Source organism: Proteiniborus sp. MB09-C3 (assembly GCF_030263895.1).
GTDB lineage: Bacteria > Bacillota > Clostridia > Tissierellales > Proteiniboraceae > Proteiniborus.
In genome coordinates this window covers 601,031-615,288 of record NZ_CP127161.1, presented here as the reverse complement: position 1 = coordinate 615,288, position 14,258 = coordinate 601,031, and the positions used below count along the sequence as shown (strand labels likewise).

17 protein-coding genes are annotated in these 14,258 nt (G+C 34.7%); all 17 read right to left on the bottom strand.

Going from position 1 to position 14,258, the window contains the following annotated elements; all coding sequences use genetic code 11:
- Positions 1–3: 3 nt before the first annotated feature.
- The 17 genes from QO263_RS02945 to dhaL all read right to left on the bottom strand — a co-directional run bounded on the left by QO263_RS02945 (position 4) and on the right by dhaL (position 14,237).
- Positions 4–855 carry a GNAT family N-acetyltransferase gene (locus QO263_RS02945; RefSeq protein WP_285626251.1) on the bottom strand — a complete coding sequence of 284 codons (852 nt, stop codon included), beginning with the start codon at positions 853–855 and terminating at the stop codon, positions 4–6.
- Complete coding sequence (locus tag QO263_RS02940) at positions 856–2,133, bottom strand: class 1 isoprenoid biosynthesis enzyme (protein ID WP_285626249.1); 1,278 nt, start codon at positions 2,131–2,133, stop codon at positions 856–858. It abuts the gene before it with no gap.
- A 226-nt stretch (positions 2,134–2,359) separates the two neighbouring features.
- A complete protein-coding gene (gene mnmL / locus QO263_RS02935; protein WP_285626247.1) occupies positions 2,360–3,283 on the bottom strand; it encodes a tRNA modification radical SAM protein MnmL/YtqA in 924 nt (307 codons plus the stop codon).
- 17 nt (positions 3,284–3,300) lie between these two features.
- Positions 3,301–3,531: a thioredoxin family protein gene (locus tag QO263_RS02930; RefSeq protein ID WP_285626245.1), complete on the bottom strand. Its 231-nt coding sequence runs from the start codon at positions 3,529–3,531 to the stop codon at positions 3,301–3,303.
- A 20-nt stretch (positions 3,532–3,551) separates the two neighbouring features.
- Positions 3,552–4,568: a permease gene (locus QO263_RS02925; protein WP_285626243.1), complete on the bottom strand. Its 1,017-nt coding sequence runs from the start codon at positions 4,566–4,568 to the stop codon at positions 3,552–3,554.
- A gap of 3 nt (positions 4,569–4,571) precedes the next feature.
- Entirely contained in the window at positions 4,572–4,913 is a 342-nt protein-coding gene (locus QO263_RS02920) for an ArsR/SmtB family transcription factor (RefSeq protein WP_285626240.1), read from the bottom strand.
- Positions 4,914–4,924: 11 nt separating this feature from the next.
- A complete protein-coding gene (locus tag QO263_RS02915; protein ID WP_285626238.1) occupies positions 4,925–5,857 on the bottom strand; it encodes a CobW family GTP-binding protein in 933 nt (310 codons plus the stop codon).
- Positions 5,858–6,388: 531 nt separating this feature from the next.
- Entirely contained in the window at positions 6,389–6,745 is a 357-nt protein-coding gene (locus QO263_RS02910; RefSeq protein ID WP_285626236.1) for a DUF1667 domain-containing protein, read from the bottom strand.
- A gap of 1 nt (position 6,746) precedes the next feature.
- A complete protein-coding gene (locus QO263_RS02905; RefSeq protein ID WP_285629182.1) occupies positions 6,747–8,009 on the bottom strand; it encodes an NAD(P)/FAD-dependent oxidoreductase in 1,263 nt (420 codons plus the stop codon).
- A gap of 15 nt (positions 8,010–8,024) precedes the next feature.
- Entirely contained in the window at positions 8,025–9,467 is a 1,443-nt protein-coding gene (locus QO263_RS02900; RefSeq protein ID WP_285626234.1) for an NAD(P)/FAD-dependent oxidoreductase, read from the bottom strand.
- Between the two features lie 227 nt (positions 9,468–9,694).
- Entirely contained in the window at positions 9,695–11,194 is a 1,500-nt protein-coding gene (glpK, locus tag QO263_RS02895; protein WP_285626231.1) for a glycerol kinase GlpK, read from the bottom strand.
- 56 nt (positions 11,195–11,250) lie between these two features.
- Positions 11,251–11,583 carry a Lin0368 family putative glycerol transporter subunit gene (locus QO263_RS02890; RefSeq protein ID WP_285626229.1) on the bottom strand — a complete coding sequence of 111 codons (333 nt, stop codon included), beginning with the start codon at positions 11,581–11,583 and terminating at the stop codon, positions 11,251–11,253.
- A 65-nt stretch (positions 11,584–11,648) separates the two neighbouring features.
- Positions 11,649–11,996: a Lin0368 family putative glycerol transporter subunit gene (locus QO263_RS02885; RefSeq protein ID WP_285626227.1), complete on the bottom strand. Its 348-nt coding sequence runs from the start codon at positions 11,994–11,996 to the stop codon at positions 11,649–11,651.
- Between the two features lie 58 nt (positions 11,997–12,054).
- On the bottom strand, positions 12,055–12,621 hold the full coding sequence (locus QO263_RS02880; RefSeq protein WP_285626225.1) for a glycerol-3-phosphate responsive antiterminator: 567 nt from the start codon (positions 12,619–12,621) through the stop codon (positions 12,055–12,057).
- Positions 12,622–12,670: 49 nt separating this feature from the next.
- Positions 12,671–13,069, bottom strand: coding sequence for a dihydroxyacetone kinase phosphoryl donor subunit DhaM (gene dhaM / locus QO263_RS02875; protein ID WP_285626222.1), 399 nt, complete (start codon positions 13,067–13,069; stop codon positions 12,671–12,673).
- An 11-nt stretch (positions 13,070–13,080) separates the two neighbouring features.
- The gene (locus tag QO263_RS02870) at positions 13,081–13,602 is read right to left on the bottom strand and encodes a type 1 glutamine amidotransferase domain-containing protein (RefSeq protein ID WP_285626220.1); all 522 of its coding nucleotides are present in this window, start codon (positions 13,600–13,602) and stop codon (positions 13,081–13,083) included.
- A complete protein-coding gene (dhaL, locus tag QO263_RS02865) occupies positions 13,602–14,237 on the bottom strand; it encodes a dihydroxyacetone kinase subunit DhaL (RefSeq protein ID WP_285626217.1) in 636 nt (211 codons plus the stop codon). Before dhaL ends, QO263_RS02870 begins: the two co-directional genes overlap by 1 nt.
- Positions 14,238–14,258 lie beyond the last annotated feature (21 nt).

The following is a 14,258-nucleotide window of genomic DNA, read 5'->3' as shown; positions in this document are numbered from 1 at the left end:
ATTCTATAGAATATGATACATTTCATACTGTGAGATAGCATCCTTAGCAAAATTCAGATGTTTTACAAAACCAAAAAGGCTCGCATTATTAGAAAAATTTATCGCCAGCTTCTCTATATTAAGCTCTTTTACAGCATAATTTATAATACCCTGACCTATACCATGATAGCGAATCTCTGGATTAATCCACAAAAAACTAATCTTTCCTTTAGGATGAATACTTAGTCCTCCTATTAGCTTCTCATCCTTAAATACTCCATAGTGCACTTGACCGTCAATTTGACTGATATAATCAAAGTCATTCTGCCAATTTATATGTATGTCCTGTATTTCATGACCTAAGGTTCTTAAAATATTCATATCTACTTTCTCAACTCTTAAACTATTTGGTAAAGCGGCTTTAATCTCTGAAGGGTTACTATGAGAGTAGTATGCTATACCATATACCTTTTCATAGCCCTTTTTCTTATAAAAATTAATTGCCCTGTCATTGCCTACTATAACCTCTAAAAACATCTGTTTACAGCTATTCTCTAAAGCTATCACCCTATGAAGCTCAAAGAGCTGTTTTCCAACCTCAGTACCCCTATAGTCTGGATGAATACAAAGAGCCCCGCATCTAAGTGTTTTTATTCCTTCATATACTTTGATTCCACCTAAGTTGAGTCCTACTGGCATATCTCCATCAAGAGCGATAACAGAATGCTTTAAGCTATTTCCTTCTGGTCCAAAAAAGCGTTTAATAAAGAATTCCTTTGATATCTCAATCTTTATGATATAATCTGAAAATCCAGTTTTAAAAGCCTGAAATATAATATCTTCATTTACCTCTGTACACCTTTTATAAGTTATCAACTAAATCACCTCTTCTTTTTTAGAGTCGTATCCCTTACTCAGTACAGTGCAGATATGCAAAATATCCTGTGATGAAAATTCCTTTTGAAATCGTCTCTTTAATTTTTTGTAATATGAAAATCTGAGTATTGAGTATTTTTCCAGCTCTTTAATATATTTCTTACTAAATCTTTTTCTATTTTTAGATATTGCTTCAAAAATCATGATAATGCAGCTTTTTTTTATGACTTTTTTTAGCTTCATAGAATCTTTTGATGAGAAAGACTTGGCATTATTTATAGTTTTTTCAATAAACCATAGTAATTTATTAATCAAATTGTCTAAGGGCCACTTCTGAGCAATCTGTGAAAGTATAGTCATGTGTCCATTGCTTAAATCTTCCTCTATATCCTGAAGATCATCTATAATCTGTAGAAATACACCATATCCAAACATAAAATCTGCTTCCTCTGCCGATAGCTCTCCTTTTACAAGATAGCCATCAGCTAATACTGATGTCCCTCCTTTTTCAAAACTAATACCGATTATATCTCTTTCATAGGGAATACTTTCTCCTCTCTGCTGAATAAGGCTTTTCTCTTGACCTTTATGGATAGCCAATAAGCTTTCAAAAACCTGATTATATATCTCTCTAGGAAATTCTGCCTCAATTTTTTTAACAAGCTGATATACCTTCTCTTCATTTGTATTTGAAATCTCCGCTTCTTCTCCAAACAACCATCTTCTAAATTTATTATTAAAACTAATCTTATCTTTAGCTGTTACCTCTATATCATCTAAATAGTTATCACTATAGGGATATAGCATGCTATATGAAAAAATTGAGGGTGTCAATTTCACTTCCATATTAAAAAATACCTGTATGCTATTCATAATCCATACGTTTCTAATAGCTTGAAATATATCATAAACATCCATATCAGTATCAAAGCTTCTAACCTCTTTAATAAACTCCTCAGTAATTAATGAATAGCCTTTTTCCACGAAAAAATCAATGTAGCTCTCTTCTTCTCCAGTAATTCCAACTTCTATATCTTTTATCAAGGAAAAGATTCTATTATTCCATTCCTTGATTTTATTCTCTTCCTCTGGCATCTTGTGAAGTTCATTAAAAAGCCTTTTTCTATAATCCTCTATTTTTCTTTCATTTCTTAACTTTTCTGTAAGCTTAATTTCTTTCTCAAAGAAATAAAAAGCAGTACTAGCTTTCCACCATAGAGACAAATATTTAAGTTTCAAATTCTCAATTATATTTGCAAGCCCATTCTTTTTTTCCATCTCACCACCCCAATAATTTCTACTCTAATTTACATACAAAGATTCTATATTATTCTTTATACGGTATTCTCAATTATTCTACATATTACTAAAAATCCCTTTAATATTATTCGTGTGTCGAAATATTATTTTTTGTTCACAATTACAGGCTATAAAAAAACAGCCTGTAATATTAATCAAGCTGTTTTTCGCATAGACGTATTAGCTTTATGTTTATATGAAAGCTTTAATATACTTTCTTTATTCCCTGATAGCTGTCTCTCCTTCTGAGCTCCATATCAATCTCGGACAATACTCTAAGCTTATCTAAGCTCCATAGTGGCTCCACCAATAAAGTTCTCTTTCCATCACCAGTTAGTCTATGGATAACCATGTCTGGAGGTAGGTACTCTATGCCATCTACAATTAAAGATATATACTCCTCTTTAGATAATATGTGAAAGGGCGATTTTTTAAAGCTTTCATAGAGGTCTGTGCCTTTTTGTATATAAAGTAGATGAAATTTTACACCCCAGGTATTCGTAGCAGCTACGTACTTTACGGAAGATAATATATCTTCTCTTGACTCATTAGGTAATCCAAATATCAGATGAGTAGCTACTTTTATGTTTCTTTTATTAAGCTGCCTGACAGCTTCATCGTAGCAATCTAAAGAGTAGCCTCTTCTAATAAACTTAGCCGTTCTCTCATGTATAGTTTGTAGTCCAAGCTCAACCCAAAAGAAAGTCTTTTTATTAATCTCTTCTAATAAATCCATTACATTTTCAGACAAGCAATCTGGTCTTGTAGCTATAGCTAGACCTACTACTCCTTCTTGAGATATGGCAGAATAGTATTTTTGTTTCAGGTCTTCATAGGTAGAATAGGTATTGGTAAAGTTCTGAAAATAGGCAATATACTTTCCGGTATCCCACTTTTTCGATAAAAGCTTTTTTTGGCTCTCAATCTGCTCTCTGATATCTAAACACCGAGAAGCGGCAAACTCTCCTGAGCCTTCTTCTCCACAAAATATACAGCCTCTTTTGCCTAAAGTTCCATCCCTATTGGGACAAGTGAATCCACCATCTAAGGACAGCTTTATTACCTTAGACTTAAATGTTTTTTTCATTTCATAGTTAAATGATCGATATCTTTTATCTCCCCACATCATATCATCACTGCCCTTACTCATCTTAAGTATTTTTTTATTTCATCTGAAGATAATACCTTTCCCTTCGACTTAATTTCGTCATCAATTACAAGAGCAGGTAGTTCCATAACACCATAAGCCACCATTTCCTTAAGATCTGATACCTTTTCAATAATAGCATCTATTCCTAATTCTTTTACTGCTTTCTTTGCATTTTTCTCTAATTTATCGCATTTTGAGCATCCAGTACCTAAAATTCTAATTATCATATATATTACACCTCCAAGGTTTAAACAAAAACATATGAGAATGCATTAAATACATATCCAATAATGATAATCCCTATTGTTACTACAGCTATGAATATTGCTAATAATTTGGGTTTTACTACTTTACTTAACATAATCATAGAAGGGAGAGAAAGAGTAGTTACTCCCATCATAAAAGCTAAGACCGTACCTATTCCTACACCTTTCCCGACTAATGCTTCTGCTATAGGAATAGTGCCAAATATATCAGCATAAATTGGAACTCCAATAATTGTGGCTAGTAGAACAGAAAATGGATTGTTATTACCTATAATATTTTCTATTACTGATTGAGGAATCCAGTTATGAATAGCTGCTCCTATACCTACTCCGATTAATATATATATCCACACTTTTTTTATAATGTCCCTAACTTGATCTTTAGAAAATGATATTCGCTCTCCACAGCTTATCTCCGTAATTTCAGTATCTACGCTTTTTGCTCCCAATACATAGTCTTCAATATATTCATACATATTTAGCTTATCAATGATAGTTCCCCCTACTACTGCAAGTATTAACCCTACAGCAACATAAGCAATTGCAATCTTTGCGCCAAAAAATGAAACTAACAATAAAAAGGAAGCTAAATCAACAAGTGGAGAAGATATAAGAAAGGAGAATGTAACTCCTAAAGGGAGTCCTGCTGATGTAAATCCTATGAAAATAGGTATGCTCGAACAGCTGCAAAATGGAGTTACAGTTCCTAACAACGCTCCTAGTATATTTCCTTTTACACCTTTTATGCCACCAAGAATTTTTTTCGTTCTTTCTGGTGGAAAATAGCTTTGAATATACGATATAGCAAAAATTAGCACTGATAATAGTATAAAAATTTTAATTGTGTCATATATGAAAAAATGTATGCTTCCGCCTAGCCTATCATTTATAGACAAACCAAATACCTTTTCTACAAGTATACGGATCAGCTCCCAGAGCCATTTCATTTTTAACAATTGATCATTTAATACTGTAAAAATCTGATGCATAAAAATCATCTCCTAGCCTTTACATGTTTCAAGATATTTCTCTACACCTTTAATTTTCTCTATATCAGCTTCCAAGATTGGATAATTATCTTTGTTGTCTACAATCCTTTTCAATATTTCTTTTAAAGCTTCATCCTGAAGATTTAAGTCATAAAATACAAATTGTTCTTGACGTTCATCCTTGACAAATCCCATATCTCTAAGCTTTCCAAGATGTTTAGACACCTTTGGCTGTGATTCTTCCATTATGCCACACATCTGACAGACACAAAGTTTTTTGTGATACAAAAGAACTAGTATTCTTAATCTCGTGTCATCTGAAAGTATTTTGAAGAAATTTATTAGATTATTCAAACCATCACTTCCTATCTTAGTTTCATTTCTCTGCCTACTATTTCTTCCCAAGCATTGAATATTGGTTTAATTATTTGAGGTCCTATTTTAGATATTATGACTAATTGAGAGCTAGACTCTTCCTTATCAGTATGTTTAAAATCTATTCTCCTATTGACTACATCAACTTGATTCCATCCATCTTCAAGCTTAAAGAAGCCTTTAATTCTATAACTATCTTTTTTAATAATATTTAAGAATTGAATAAGACTTTCTTTAGTTATTTCGCCATCATACGTCAAAGTTAAAGTTTTTGGCTTATTCTCAGGTGAATTAGTAGTTTCTTCTGTACCTACCCAAGCATTTTCCATAAGGTTCTTTTCTAATATATTGTAACCTAATTTTCCATGTGTGGCTTTTTGAATCTCTACCTTATGGTTTATTTCTTTAATTTTATCTATAACCTTATCTAAAATTTCCTTGTTTATTAAATCTACCTTACTTATGATTACAAGATTGCAGAACTTAAGCTGTCTTTCTACTGTTTCTATATCCTCAATTTGCTCAAGAAAATTTACTCCATCTACTACACAAATAGCTCCACTATACTCATAAACATCTCCTTTTGCAACCTCTACAACCTCTAGAAACTCCCCTATATTTGATGGGTCTGCTAATCCAGAGCTTTCAACAAAAACATATTCCATATTACGCTCTGCCATTTCTATAAGTGCAGATACGAATGAAAGCTGTAAGCATGAACAAAATATTGAGCCTCTATTTATTTCTATAAGCTCTAAATCATCCTTTTTAATAATAGCTCCATCTATGCCGACCTTTCCAAATTCATTCATTATAACTCCTACTTTTCTGTCTGATAGTTCATTAAGTATACTGGTTAAAAAAGTAGTCTTTCCTGCTCCTAGAAACCCTGTAAACAAATATAGCTTTGTTTTATTTATCATCCTAAATCCCTCCCTAATATTCAAGGTTCTACATTTTTAACAGAAGTCATAAGCTAATATATCCATATGGGTATATGTACATATACATGATATTCTTATTTATATCTATTGTCAACAGTTTAACCAAATATTTAAAAATTTTTAACCGTTTTCAATATCAGATATCAATGATTTTTTCTGGTTTTTAATAGAAAAAATCTAGGTTATAAAGAAGCCACTGAAAAATTTCTTTTCTGTCATTCTGAGCATCAGAAAAGAATCTCTTATGTATTGAAAAGATGAGATTCTTTGACTGCGTCTCAGAATGACAAACGAAAAAAAACAGATTTTTTCAGTAACCATGTTATAGACCTAGATTTTTCTATTATATTTCCCCTCTCACAATGTTATTTAACAAATATAATTCCAAAGCAGTATATTTTTGTCGTGTTATCTATATTGAGCTTAAACTGTTTTAAGCAAATATGAAAAAGCATCTACTTATTAAAATGTAGATGCCTTTAAAGCTTAATTGTATTATTTGATCCTATATTATTCCATACTCCTTGAAGCCACTAAGTCTATTCCTGTTCCTAATATATCCTTTACAATAACTTGTTTTACCTTTACTGGTGCTTGGACTTCAAGGGAATTTATGAGTTCCATACATTTAAAATTCATATCCTTCGGTATTGCGCCATTAGTCTTTACAGGCAATCTTTTTAGATGTGCATTGTTAATCTTTATAGTTGAAGTAATTACCCTAGTAGGATTTGTCATTTCAAGTATTCCATAGCGCTCTCCTCTTTTGCATTGATTCCCACTAACTACATATCCAGCAGGAATTGTATCGTCTTTAATAATAGTTAGACGACATCCTATAGGACAAACAATGCAAATAGTTTCCATGCTACTCCTCCCCCCTATCTAACTCTACAACCAAGGTCTCTGCAATATTATCCTTTAAGAGGCTCATATCTATATTTACTCTCTCCATTTCTCCTGGAGTGAGGGTTCTCTTCTTTATCCTTTTAATTACTTCTTCATCTAGCTTAATGTTCATAATTACATCAGAATATACATCATCTGATCTCATGAAAAGGGTTATTGAATTATCTATATTTTCTAATCTTATTACTTGAGGCACTATATATCTAATTCCTTTTCCTAATTTAGTATTAATAATCCTTTCTACTCTACCCAATCCCTCTAGGACATATTTTGCTGCATTCTTTCCTGCTCTACTTCCTTCCTCACTGACATAATCCACTAGATCATGAACATGGACTACATTGCCACAGGCGAAGATTCCTTCTACAGTGGTTTCCATAGACTCATTTACTATAGGACCACCAGTTATATTGTCAAGCTTTAAGTTAGCACTTTTTGAAAGCTCATTTTCAGGTATCAAGCCTACTGACAATAGTAATGTATCACATTCAAAGTATTTTTCTGTTCCTATTATAGGTCTTTTATTTTCGTCTACCTCTGATAATACTATTCCCTCAATTCTATCTCTTCCATCTATCCTCGTTATAGTATGGCTCAAAAATAAAGGAATATTATAATCGTGAAGACATTGAATGATATTTCTCGTAAGTCCTCCTGAATAAGGCATAAGCTCTGCTACTCCTATAACCTCTGCTCCTTCTAATGTAAGCCTTCTAGCCATTATAAGTCCGATATCTCCTGAACCTAGTATAAATATTTTCTTGCCTACCATGTAGCCTTCCATATTAATATATCGTTGAGCAGTTCCTGCTGTAAATATGCCTGAGGGCCTTGTGCCAGGAATATTTATAGCTCCTCTAGTTCGCTCTCTACAGCCCATAGAAAGTATTACAGCCCTTGCTTTTATATTAATTAATCCATCCTTTGAATTCATTGCACTTACTATCTTGTCCTCTGTAATATTTAGAACCATTGTATCAAGCTTATATTCAATGTTAAGCTCTCTTATTTTATCTACAAACCTTTCAGCATATTCAGGTCCAGTCAACTCTTCTTTAAATACATGAAGACCAAATCCATTGTGAATACATTGCTGTAGTATGCCTCCAAGTTCTCTGTCTCTTTCTATTACTAGAATACTATCTACTCCACTTTTCTTAGCCTCTACCGCTGCTGCTAAGCCTGCTGGACCTCCTCCAATAACTACAATATCGTACTCTATCACTCCATCACCCCCTTATTTTTTCCCTTTATTTGTATTGCCAATCAATATATATGAGCCTTCTCTATCTTTCACTATTTCATCCATGTCTTTATTAAGCTCCCTAGCTAATATCTCAACTATTCTTGGCCCACAAAATCCTCCCTGACATCTTCCTGTTCCTGGTCTTGCTCTTCTCTTAACTCCATCTACTGTAGTTGCTCCTGCATTTCTTCTAATAATGTCCACTATTTCACCTTCAGTAACACTTTCACATCTGCATATTATCCTCCCAAAACTAGGATCTTTCTTTATTAGCTCAGCTTTCTCTTCATCACCTAGATTATTAAATCTAATAACTCTTCTTCTCCTTGGATTGAAGTCACTTTTTTCCTTGAGCTCCCCTGTTATACCTTTCATTATGTCAACTACATATTCTGCTATAGCTGGTGATGATGATAGACCTGGAGATTTAATACCTGCAACATTTATAAATCCTTTTGCATCCTTTGCTTCTCCAATAATAAAGTCTCCAGTGCTGACCTCTGATCTTAGACCTGAATACGTAGTTATTACTTTACTTACAGGAACACTAGATGATGAATTTTTAGCAATTTCCTTTATATACTCTAGATTTTCCGAAGCAGTCGAAACATCGTCTTTATCCTCTATATCTTCTGCATCAGGTCCTAATAGTAAATTGCCATGAATAGTTGGTGCTATCAGTATACCCTTCCCAACCTTTGAAGGGCATTGAAATACTACTGTATTTACAAAGTCACCTACACTTTTATCTAGTACAAAATATTGTCCTTTCCTAGGAGTTATTATAAATGAGTCTTTAGATACCATATCATTTACTTTATCTGCATAGACACCTGCACAGTTTATTACATATTTAGAATCTATCTCTCTTTTATTTGTAATTATCTTATATCCTAATTCTATTTTTTTTATATCTACAACCTCATTATTTAGTAAGATCTCTACCCCATTATCTGCTGCATTTTCAGCCAAGGCTATAGTCAACTCCCATGGACTGATAATCCCACAGGTAGGTGCATATAGGGCTCCTTTTATTGTATCGTTTAAATTAGGCTCCATTTCTCTTACTTTATCTCCATCAATTATCTCTAGTCCTTCAATTTCATTATCCAAACCTCGTTGATACAGCTCTTTTATTGTTTCCATATCAGCATCATCAAATCCTACAACAAATGAGCCTGTTCTCTTGAACTCAACATCCAGCTCTTCACATACTTTATCAAACATAGGATTACCCAGTGAATTGAATTTCGCCATATTTGTTCCTAGCTTAGCATCGTATCCAGCATGTATTATTGCGCTGTTTGCCTTAGAAGCTCCATTAGATACATCATTTTCTTTATCTATCAACACTATATTTAGCTCATATCGTGCAAGCTCCCTTGCAATAAATGCTCCTATTACACCAGCCCCTATTATTGCAATGTCATACATCTTTTGATTCACCCCTTTTTACTTTAACAATATATAAAAGCTCCGTATTAAAAAGTCCTAAAGAGAGACCCTTCGCTTGCGCTCAGGATGACATCTAATCTAATACCTTGACGTAGTAAAAAAAGCCGCACAAATCCACCCTATCTTATCATAGGTATAGATTGTGCGGCTCTCTTACTCTAGTCTCACCGTCTTATGTTTTTTATCCTTAAATTGTCTGGATTCCCCTATGCTTCTTCCCACTTAAGTGCCTTACCTACAGCTTTCTTCCAGCCGTCATATAAAGCGTCCTTCTTATCTTCTTCCATATCATGTTCAAATACTCTATCGACATTCCATTTCTTAGCTATTTCTTCCTTGCTCTCCCAGAATTCAACTGCTAAACCTGCTAGATATGCAGCTCCTAGTGCTGTTGTTTCTATAACCTCTGGTCTATGAACAGGTACGCCTAGAATATCTGATTGGAATTGCATTAAGAAGTTGTTAGCTACTGCTCCGCCATCTACCTTAAGAGCTTGAAGATCTATGCCTGAATCTTCTTGCATAGCCTCTAGAACATCTCTAGTTTGATAGCATATGGACTCCAAAGCCGCTCTTATAATATGGTTTCTGTTTGCTCCCCTAGTTAAGCCTACTATAGTTCCTCTTGCATACATATCCCAATATGGTGCTCCTAATCCAACAAATGCCGGCACTAAGTAGACTCCATTATTGTCTTCTACTCTTGTTGCAAAGTACTCGCTATCCTTTGCACTATCTATTAGTTTCAATTCATCTCTTAGCCATTGTACTACTGCACCAGCTATGAATATACTTCCTTCTAGAGCATATTCAACTTTTCCATCTACTCCCCATGCTATTGTAGTAAGAAGACCATTCTTAGATGGAACCATTTCTTCTCCTGTATTCATCAGCATGAAGCATCCAGTGCCATAGGTATTCTTAGCCATACCAGGCTCGAAGCAAGCCTGACCGAACAATGCAGCCTGTTGGTCTCCTGCTATGCCTGCTATTGGAATCATAGCGCCGCCAAAGGTTGCTTCATCTGTATAGCCATAGATTTCACTAGATGGTCTAGCTTCTGGAAGCATGGATTTAGGAATATTTAGTTCTTCTAATATTTTCTCATCCCATTTAAGCTCTCTAATATTATAAAGCATGGTTCTAGAAGCGTTTGAATAATCAGTTACATGAACCCTTCCTCTTGTAAGATTCCAAATGAGCCAAGTGTCAATATTTCCAAATAACAGTTCTCCATTTTCTGCTTTTTCTTTAGCACCTTCTACATTATCTAATATCCATTTTACTTTTGTGCCAGAAAAATATGCATCTACAACAAGTCCTGTATTTTCTCTGATATATTCTTCGAGTCCTCTTGCTTTCAGACTATCACATATGGAAGCAGTTCTTCTACATTGCCAAACTATTGCATTGTATACTGGTTTTCCAGTATTTTTATCCCAAACAACTGTGGTTTCTCTTTGATTTGTGATACCTATGGCAGCAACTTCCTCAGGTCTAACTCCTGCTGTTTCTAGAACTTCTCTTGCTACTCCGCTCTGAGTTCCCCATATTTCCATAGGATCATGCTCTACCCACCCAGCCTTAGGATATATCTGTGTAAATTCTTTTTGAGCAACACCTATTATCTTTCCATCATTATCAAACAGTACTGCTCTCGAGCTTGTAGTTCCTTGGTCAAAGGCTAAAACATATTTCTTTTCCATATCGTACCCTCCTTATTTCAGTTTAGTTCTTATACGTCAAATATTCAAGTGTGCTTTTATAGGAAACAAGATAATATAAATCCTCCTAAGGTGCCACCAATTAATGCTACTATATAGTTAACAGCGCCCTTTCCGAACTTATCTCCACTAGCTACTGAAGCTGTAAATAATCCGATTCCTGCTGCCCAAGCCATATCTATCCATGCACCGGTTTGATGTATCATGCTAACGCCGTGATTCAATGTCCAGCAAAGACCAACTATAAAGGCAGCTGCCATCCATCCACCTATATTGCCCCAGTTTTCACACATCTTTCCCCATATCATTCTAATTAAAAATGGAAATATAAATGCTCCTGCAAATGTTGCTATTGCATATTGAACTGTCATCCTTAGCCCCCCTTTTTAATATATTTTTATTATTTTCAATTTACTCGCTTTTAAAGCTCTGACTATTATTTTGAAGCTAAATACTTTTCAAACTTAGATGCTGCAAAACCACCTACTATACCACCTACAAGTACCACTACTAAAGTTGGCAATGCATCTACAAATACCTGTCCTCCGTTCATGAATACGTCTCTCATTGTACCCGCCATTCCTATACCCACTGCCATGTCTACAAATGCGCCATCATTATTAATTAGACCTAATGCGTGGTTTAAAAACCACATTGTGCCGATGATTAAAAGTCCTGCAAACCATCCACCAGCGATTCCATATGCACTAGCAAATGCTCCCCAAACGCTCATAACAAAAATACCTGCTATGGCAGTTCCGATAACTGTACCTAAATGCTTCATCATTACACCCCCTTATTTTTTGTTTTATACAACTAGGACACACCTAGACTGTACACTACTACATATACCAGATATCTTCCTTACTAGTAGATATGCCAATTGCACCCGATCTTAAGTTTTGGATTACATCGTCTTTTTCACTTATTAATCCTCCAGTTATTACTGGAATTCTAGTCTCACTATGTATTGACTTAGCTACTCTTGGCATAATTCCAGGCAATATTTCTACTGCATCCGGCCTAGTACTTTTTATGGATTTTATTCCAGTATCCAAGGACAATGAATCTAAAACAAATAGTCTTTGTATTGTAAAAATACTCATTTCCTTTGCAGCCTTTATTAGATTCCCTCTAGTTGTAATTATTCCGTCTGGACATATATGTTCATTAATAAACCTTAAAGCTGTAACATCTTTTGAAAAGCCTTCCATTAAATCTATGTGAACATAAATAAGCTTGTTGTTTTCCTTTACTCTGCCTACAATGCTTTTTATGTTAAATATGTCTCCAGCTAATAAAAAGATTATCTTACAAGGTGAGTTAATAGCAGCCTCTGCTTTATTCATGTCATTTATAGCTGCGATTATTGGATTATTAATGATATTTCTAAAAAATCCATCTCCCATTTAACACACCCCTTTATGTATCTAGATTGTTCAAACATTTTAGTGATAATTAACTTTCAACCTTATCCATATATTTTGCTTCCATTCCAGCCCTTTTTATATCCTCCAAATCATTTGAAATACATGCCTGTATAGCAGCTGCTAAGCTGCCTTCAACTATAGGCGCATTAAGAATAATAGTATTTTTCCTCATATCTTCTGGCAGCATCTCTACAGCTATTTCTGAACTCATTATGGAGCTACCAATATCAACCAATATAGCTACTCCATCACCACTATTGGCTTCTTCAATTGCTTCCATAATTAGAGTTGCATCTGTACCTAATTTCCCGTCTCTCGTTCCACCAGCAGATATTATCTTAATATCATCCCTTACCATTTCCTTACACAGCTCCACTATTCCAGTAGATATTTTATTGCTATGAGATACTATGACTATTCCAATCATCTGAATACCTCCTACTGCTGAAGAAAGTTGATGATAGCCTTCATGAAGCTTGGCAAATCCTTAGGAGTTCTAGATGTTATCATGTTTCTATCTACTACTACTTCATCATCTATATAAGTAGCTCCGGCATTTTCTATGTCATCAATTATTGCATTTACACAGGTCATTTTGTATCCATCAACAACCTTAGCCGATATGAACACCCAGCCCCCATGACAAATTGTGGCTAATAGCTTTCCTTCGTCTGCAAAAGCTTTAACTAAATCTAATATCCCAGCATATCTCCTCAATTTATCTGGAGCCCATCCTCCTGGCACAATGATTCCATCATAATCCTTTGATGAGATAGCGTCATAGTCTAAATCTACCTCTACAGAGGTTCCATATTTCCCAATATATTTCTTTTTGCTTCCACTACCGACTATGTCAACATGGTAGCCTTCTTCCTTTAACCTTATGGCTGGATACCAAAGCTCTAGATCCTCATAGCCATCCTCGGCTAATACTACAATTTTCTTGTTCTCATCTTTCATTATCTTGCCTCCTTCAGAGTATCTTTTATAGCCCTTAGAATGATATAGCTAGATGTAGCTCCAGGGTCCTGATGCCCTATGCTTCTCTCTCCTAGATAACTGGCTCTGCCCTTCCTTGCAATAATGGTTTTTGTGTACTCTACACCACCAATTGCCGCCACCTCAGCCTTTTCAAAGGCAGTAGTTATTTCCTCTCCATTTTCTATGGATTCCTTAAGCATCTCATAGGCCGGGATTAATGCATCGAGCATCGTCTTGTCTCCCTTTTCTGCCTTGCCTCTAGCTTTTATCCCCTGTATGGCTTCATACAGCATCTGAATTGTATCCTGTCTATCTATATAGGCTTTTCCATTAACTACTGAAGCTGCCTTTAAGAAGGCTGTACCATATAATGGACCTGAGGCCCCTCCTACAGTAGATATCAAAGTCATGGCTACTGCTTTTATGATAGTTCCGCAATCCTTATCTTCCATACCACTCAGCTTACCTAATACTGCTGTAAAACCCTTGCTCATGTTTATTCCATGATCAGAATCTCCTATTGCAGTATCTAAATCTGTTAAGAATTCCTTGTTTTCTTTTATTGCTTCTCCCATGTTTCTAATCATTGTTAAGAGCACATCTGATGTAATCATAGTTAATTCCCCCCATAAACT

What these genes read in the sequence shown, in the direction of transcription:
- QO263_RS02940 (WP_285626249.1), bottom strand. Translation starts at nt 2,133, where the DNA reads ATGGAAAAAAAGAATGGGCTTGCAAATATAATTGAGAATTTGAAACTT.
- mnmL (WP_285626247.1), bottom strand. Translation starts at nt 3,283, where the DNA reads ATGATGTGGGGAGATAAAAGATATCGATCATTTAACTATGAAATGAAA.
- QO263_RS02930 (WP_285626245.1), bottom strand. Translation starts at nt 3,531, where the DNA reads ATGATAATTAGAATTTTAGGTACTGGATGCTCAAAATGCGATAAATTA.
- QO263_RS02925 (WP_285626243.1), bottom strand. Translation starts at nt 4,568, where the DNA reads ATGATTTTTATGCATCAGATTTTTACAGTATTAAATGATCAATTGTTA.
- QO263_RS02915 (WP_285626238.1), bottom strand. Translation starts at nt 5,857, where the DNA reads ATGATAAATAAAACAAAGCTATATTTGTTTACAGGGTTTCTAGGAGCA.
- QO263_RS02910 (WP_285626236.1), bottom strand. Translation starts at nt 6,745, where the DNA reads ATGGAAACTATTTGCATTGTTTGTCCTATAGGATGTCGTCTAACTATT.
- QO263_RS02900 (WP_285626234.1), bottom strand. Translation starts at nt 9,467, where the DNA reads ATGTATGACATTGCAATAATAGGGGCTGGTGTAATAGGAGCATTTATT.
- glpK (WP_285626231.1), bottom strand. Translation starts at nt 11,194, where the DNA reads ATGGAAAAGAAATATGTTTTAGCCTTTGACCAAGGAACTACAAGCTCG.
- QO263_RS02890 (WP_285626229.1), bottom strand. Translation starts at nt 11,583, where the DNA reads ATGACAGTTCAATATGCAATAGCAACATTTGCAGGAGCATTTATATTT.
- QO263_RS02885 (WP_285626227.1), bottom strand. Translation starts at nt 11,996, where the DNA reads ATGAAGCATTTAGGTACAGTTATCGGAACTGCCATAGCAGGTATTTTT.
- QO263_RS02880 (WP_285626225.1), bottom strand. Translation starts at nt 12,621, where the DNA reads ATGGGAGATGGATTTTTTAGAAATATCATTAATAATCCAATAATCGCA.
- dhaM (WP_285626222.1), bottom strand. Translation starts at nt 13,069, where the DNA reads ATGATTGGAATAGTCATAGTATCTCATAGCAATAAAATATCTACTGGA.
- QO263_RS02870 (WP_285626220.1), bottom strand. Translation starts at nt 13,602, where the DNA reads ATGAAAGATGAGAACAAGAAAATTGTAGTATTAGCCGAGGATGGCTAT.
- dhaL (WP_285626217.1), bottom strand. Translation starts at nt 14,237, where the DNA reads ATGATTACATCAGATGTGCTCTTAACAATGATTAGAAACATGGGAGAA.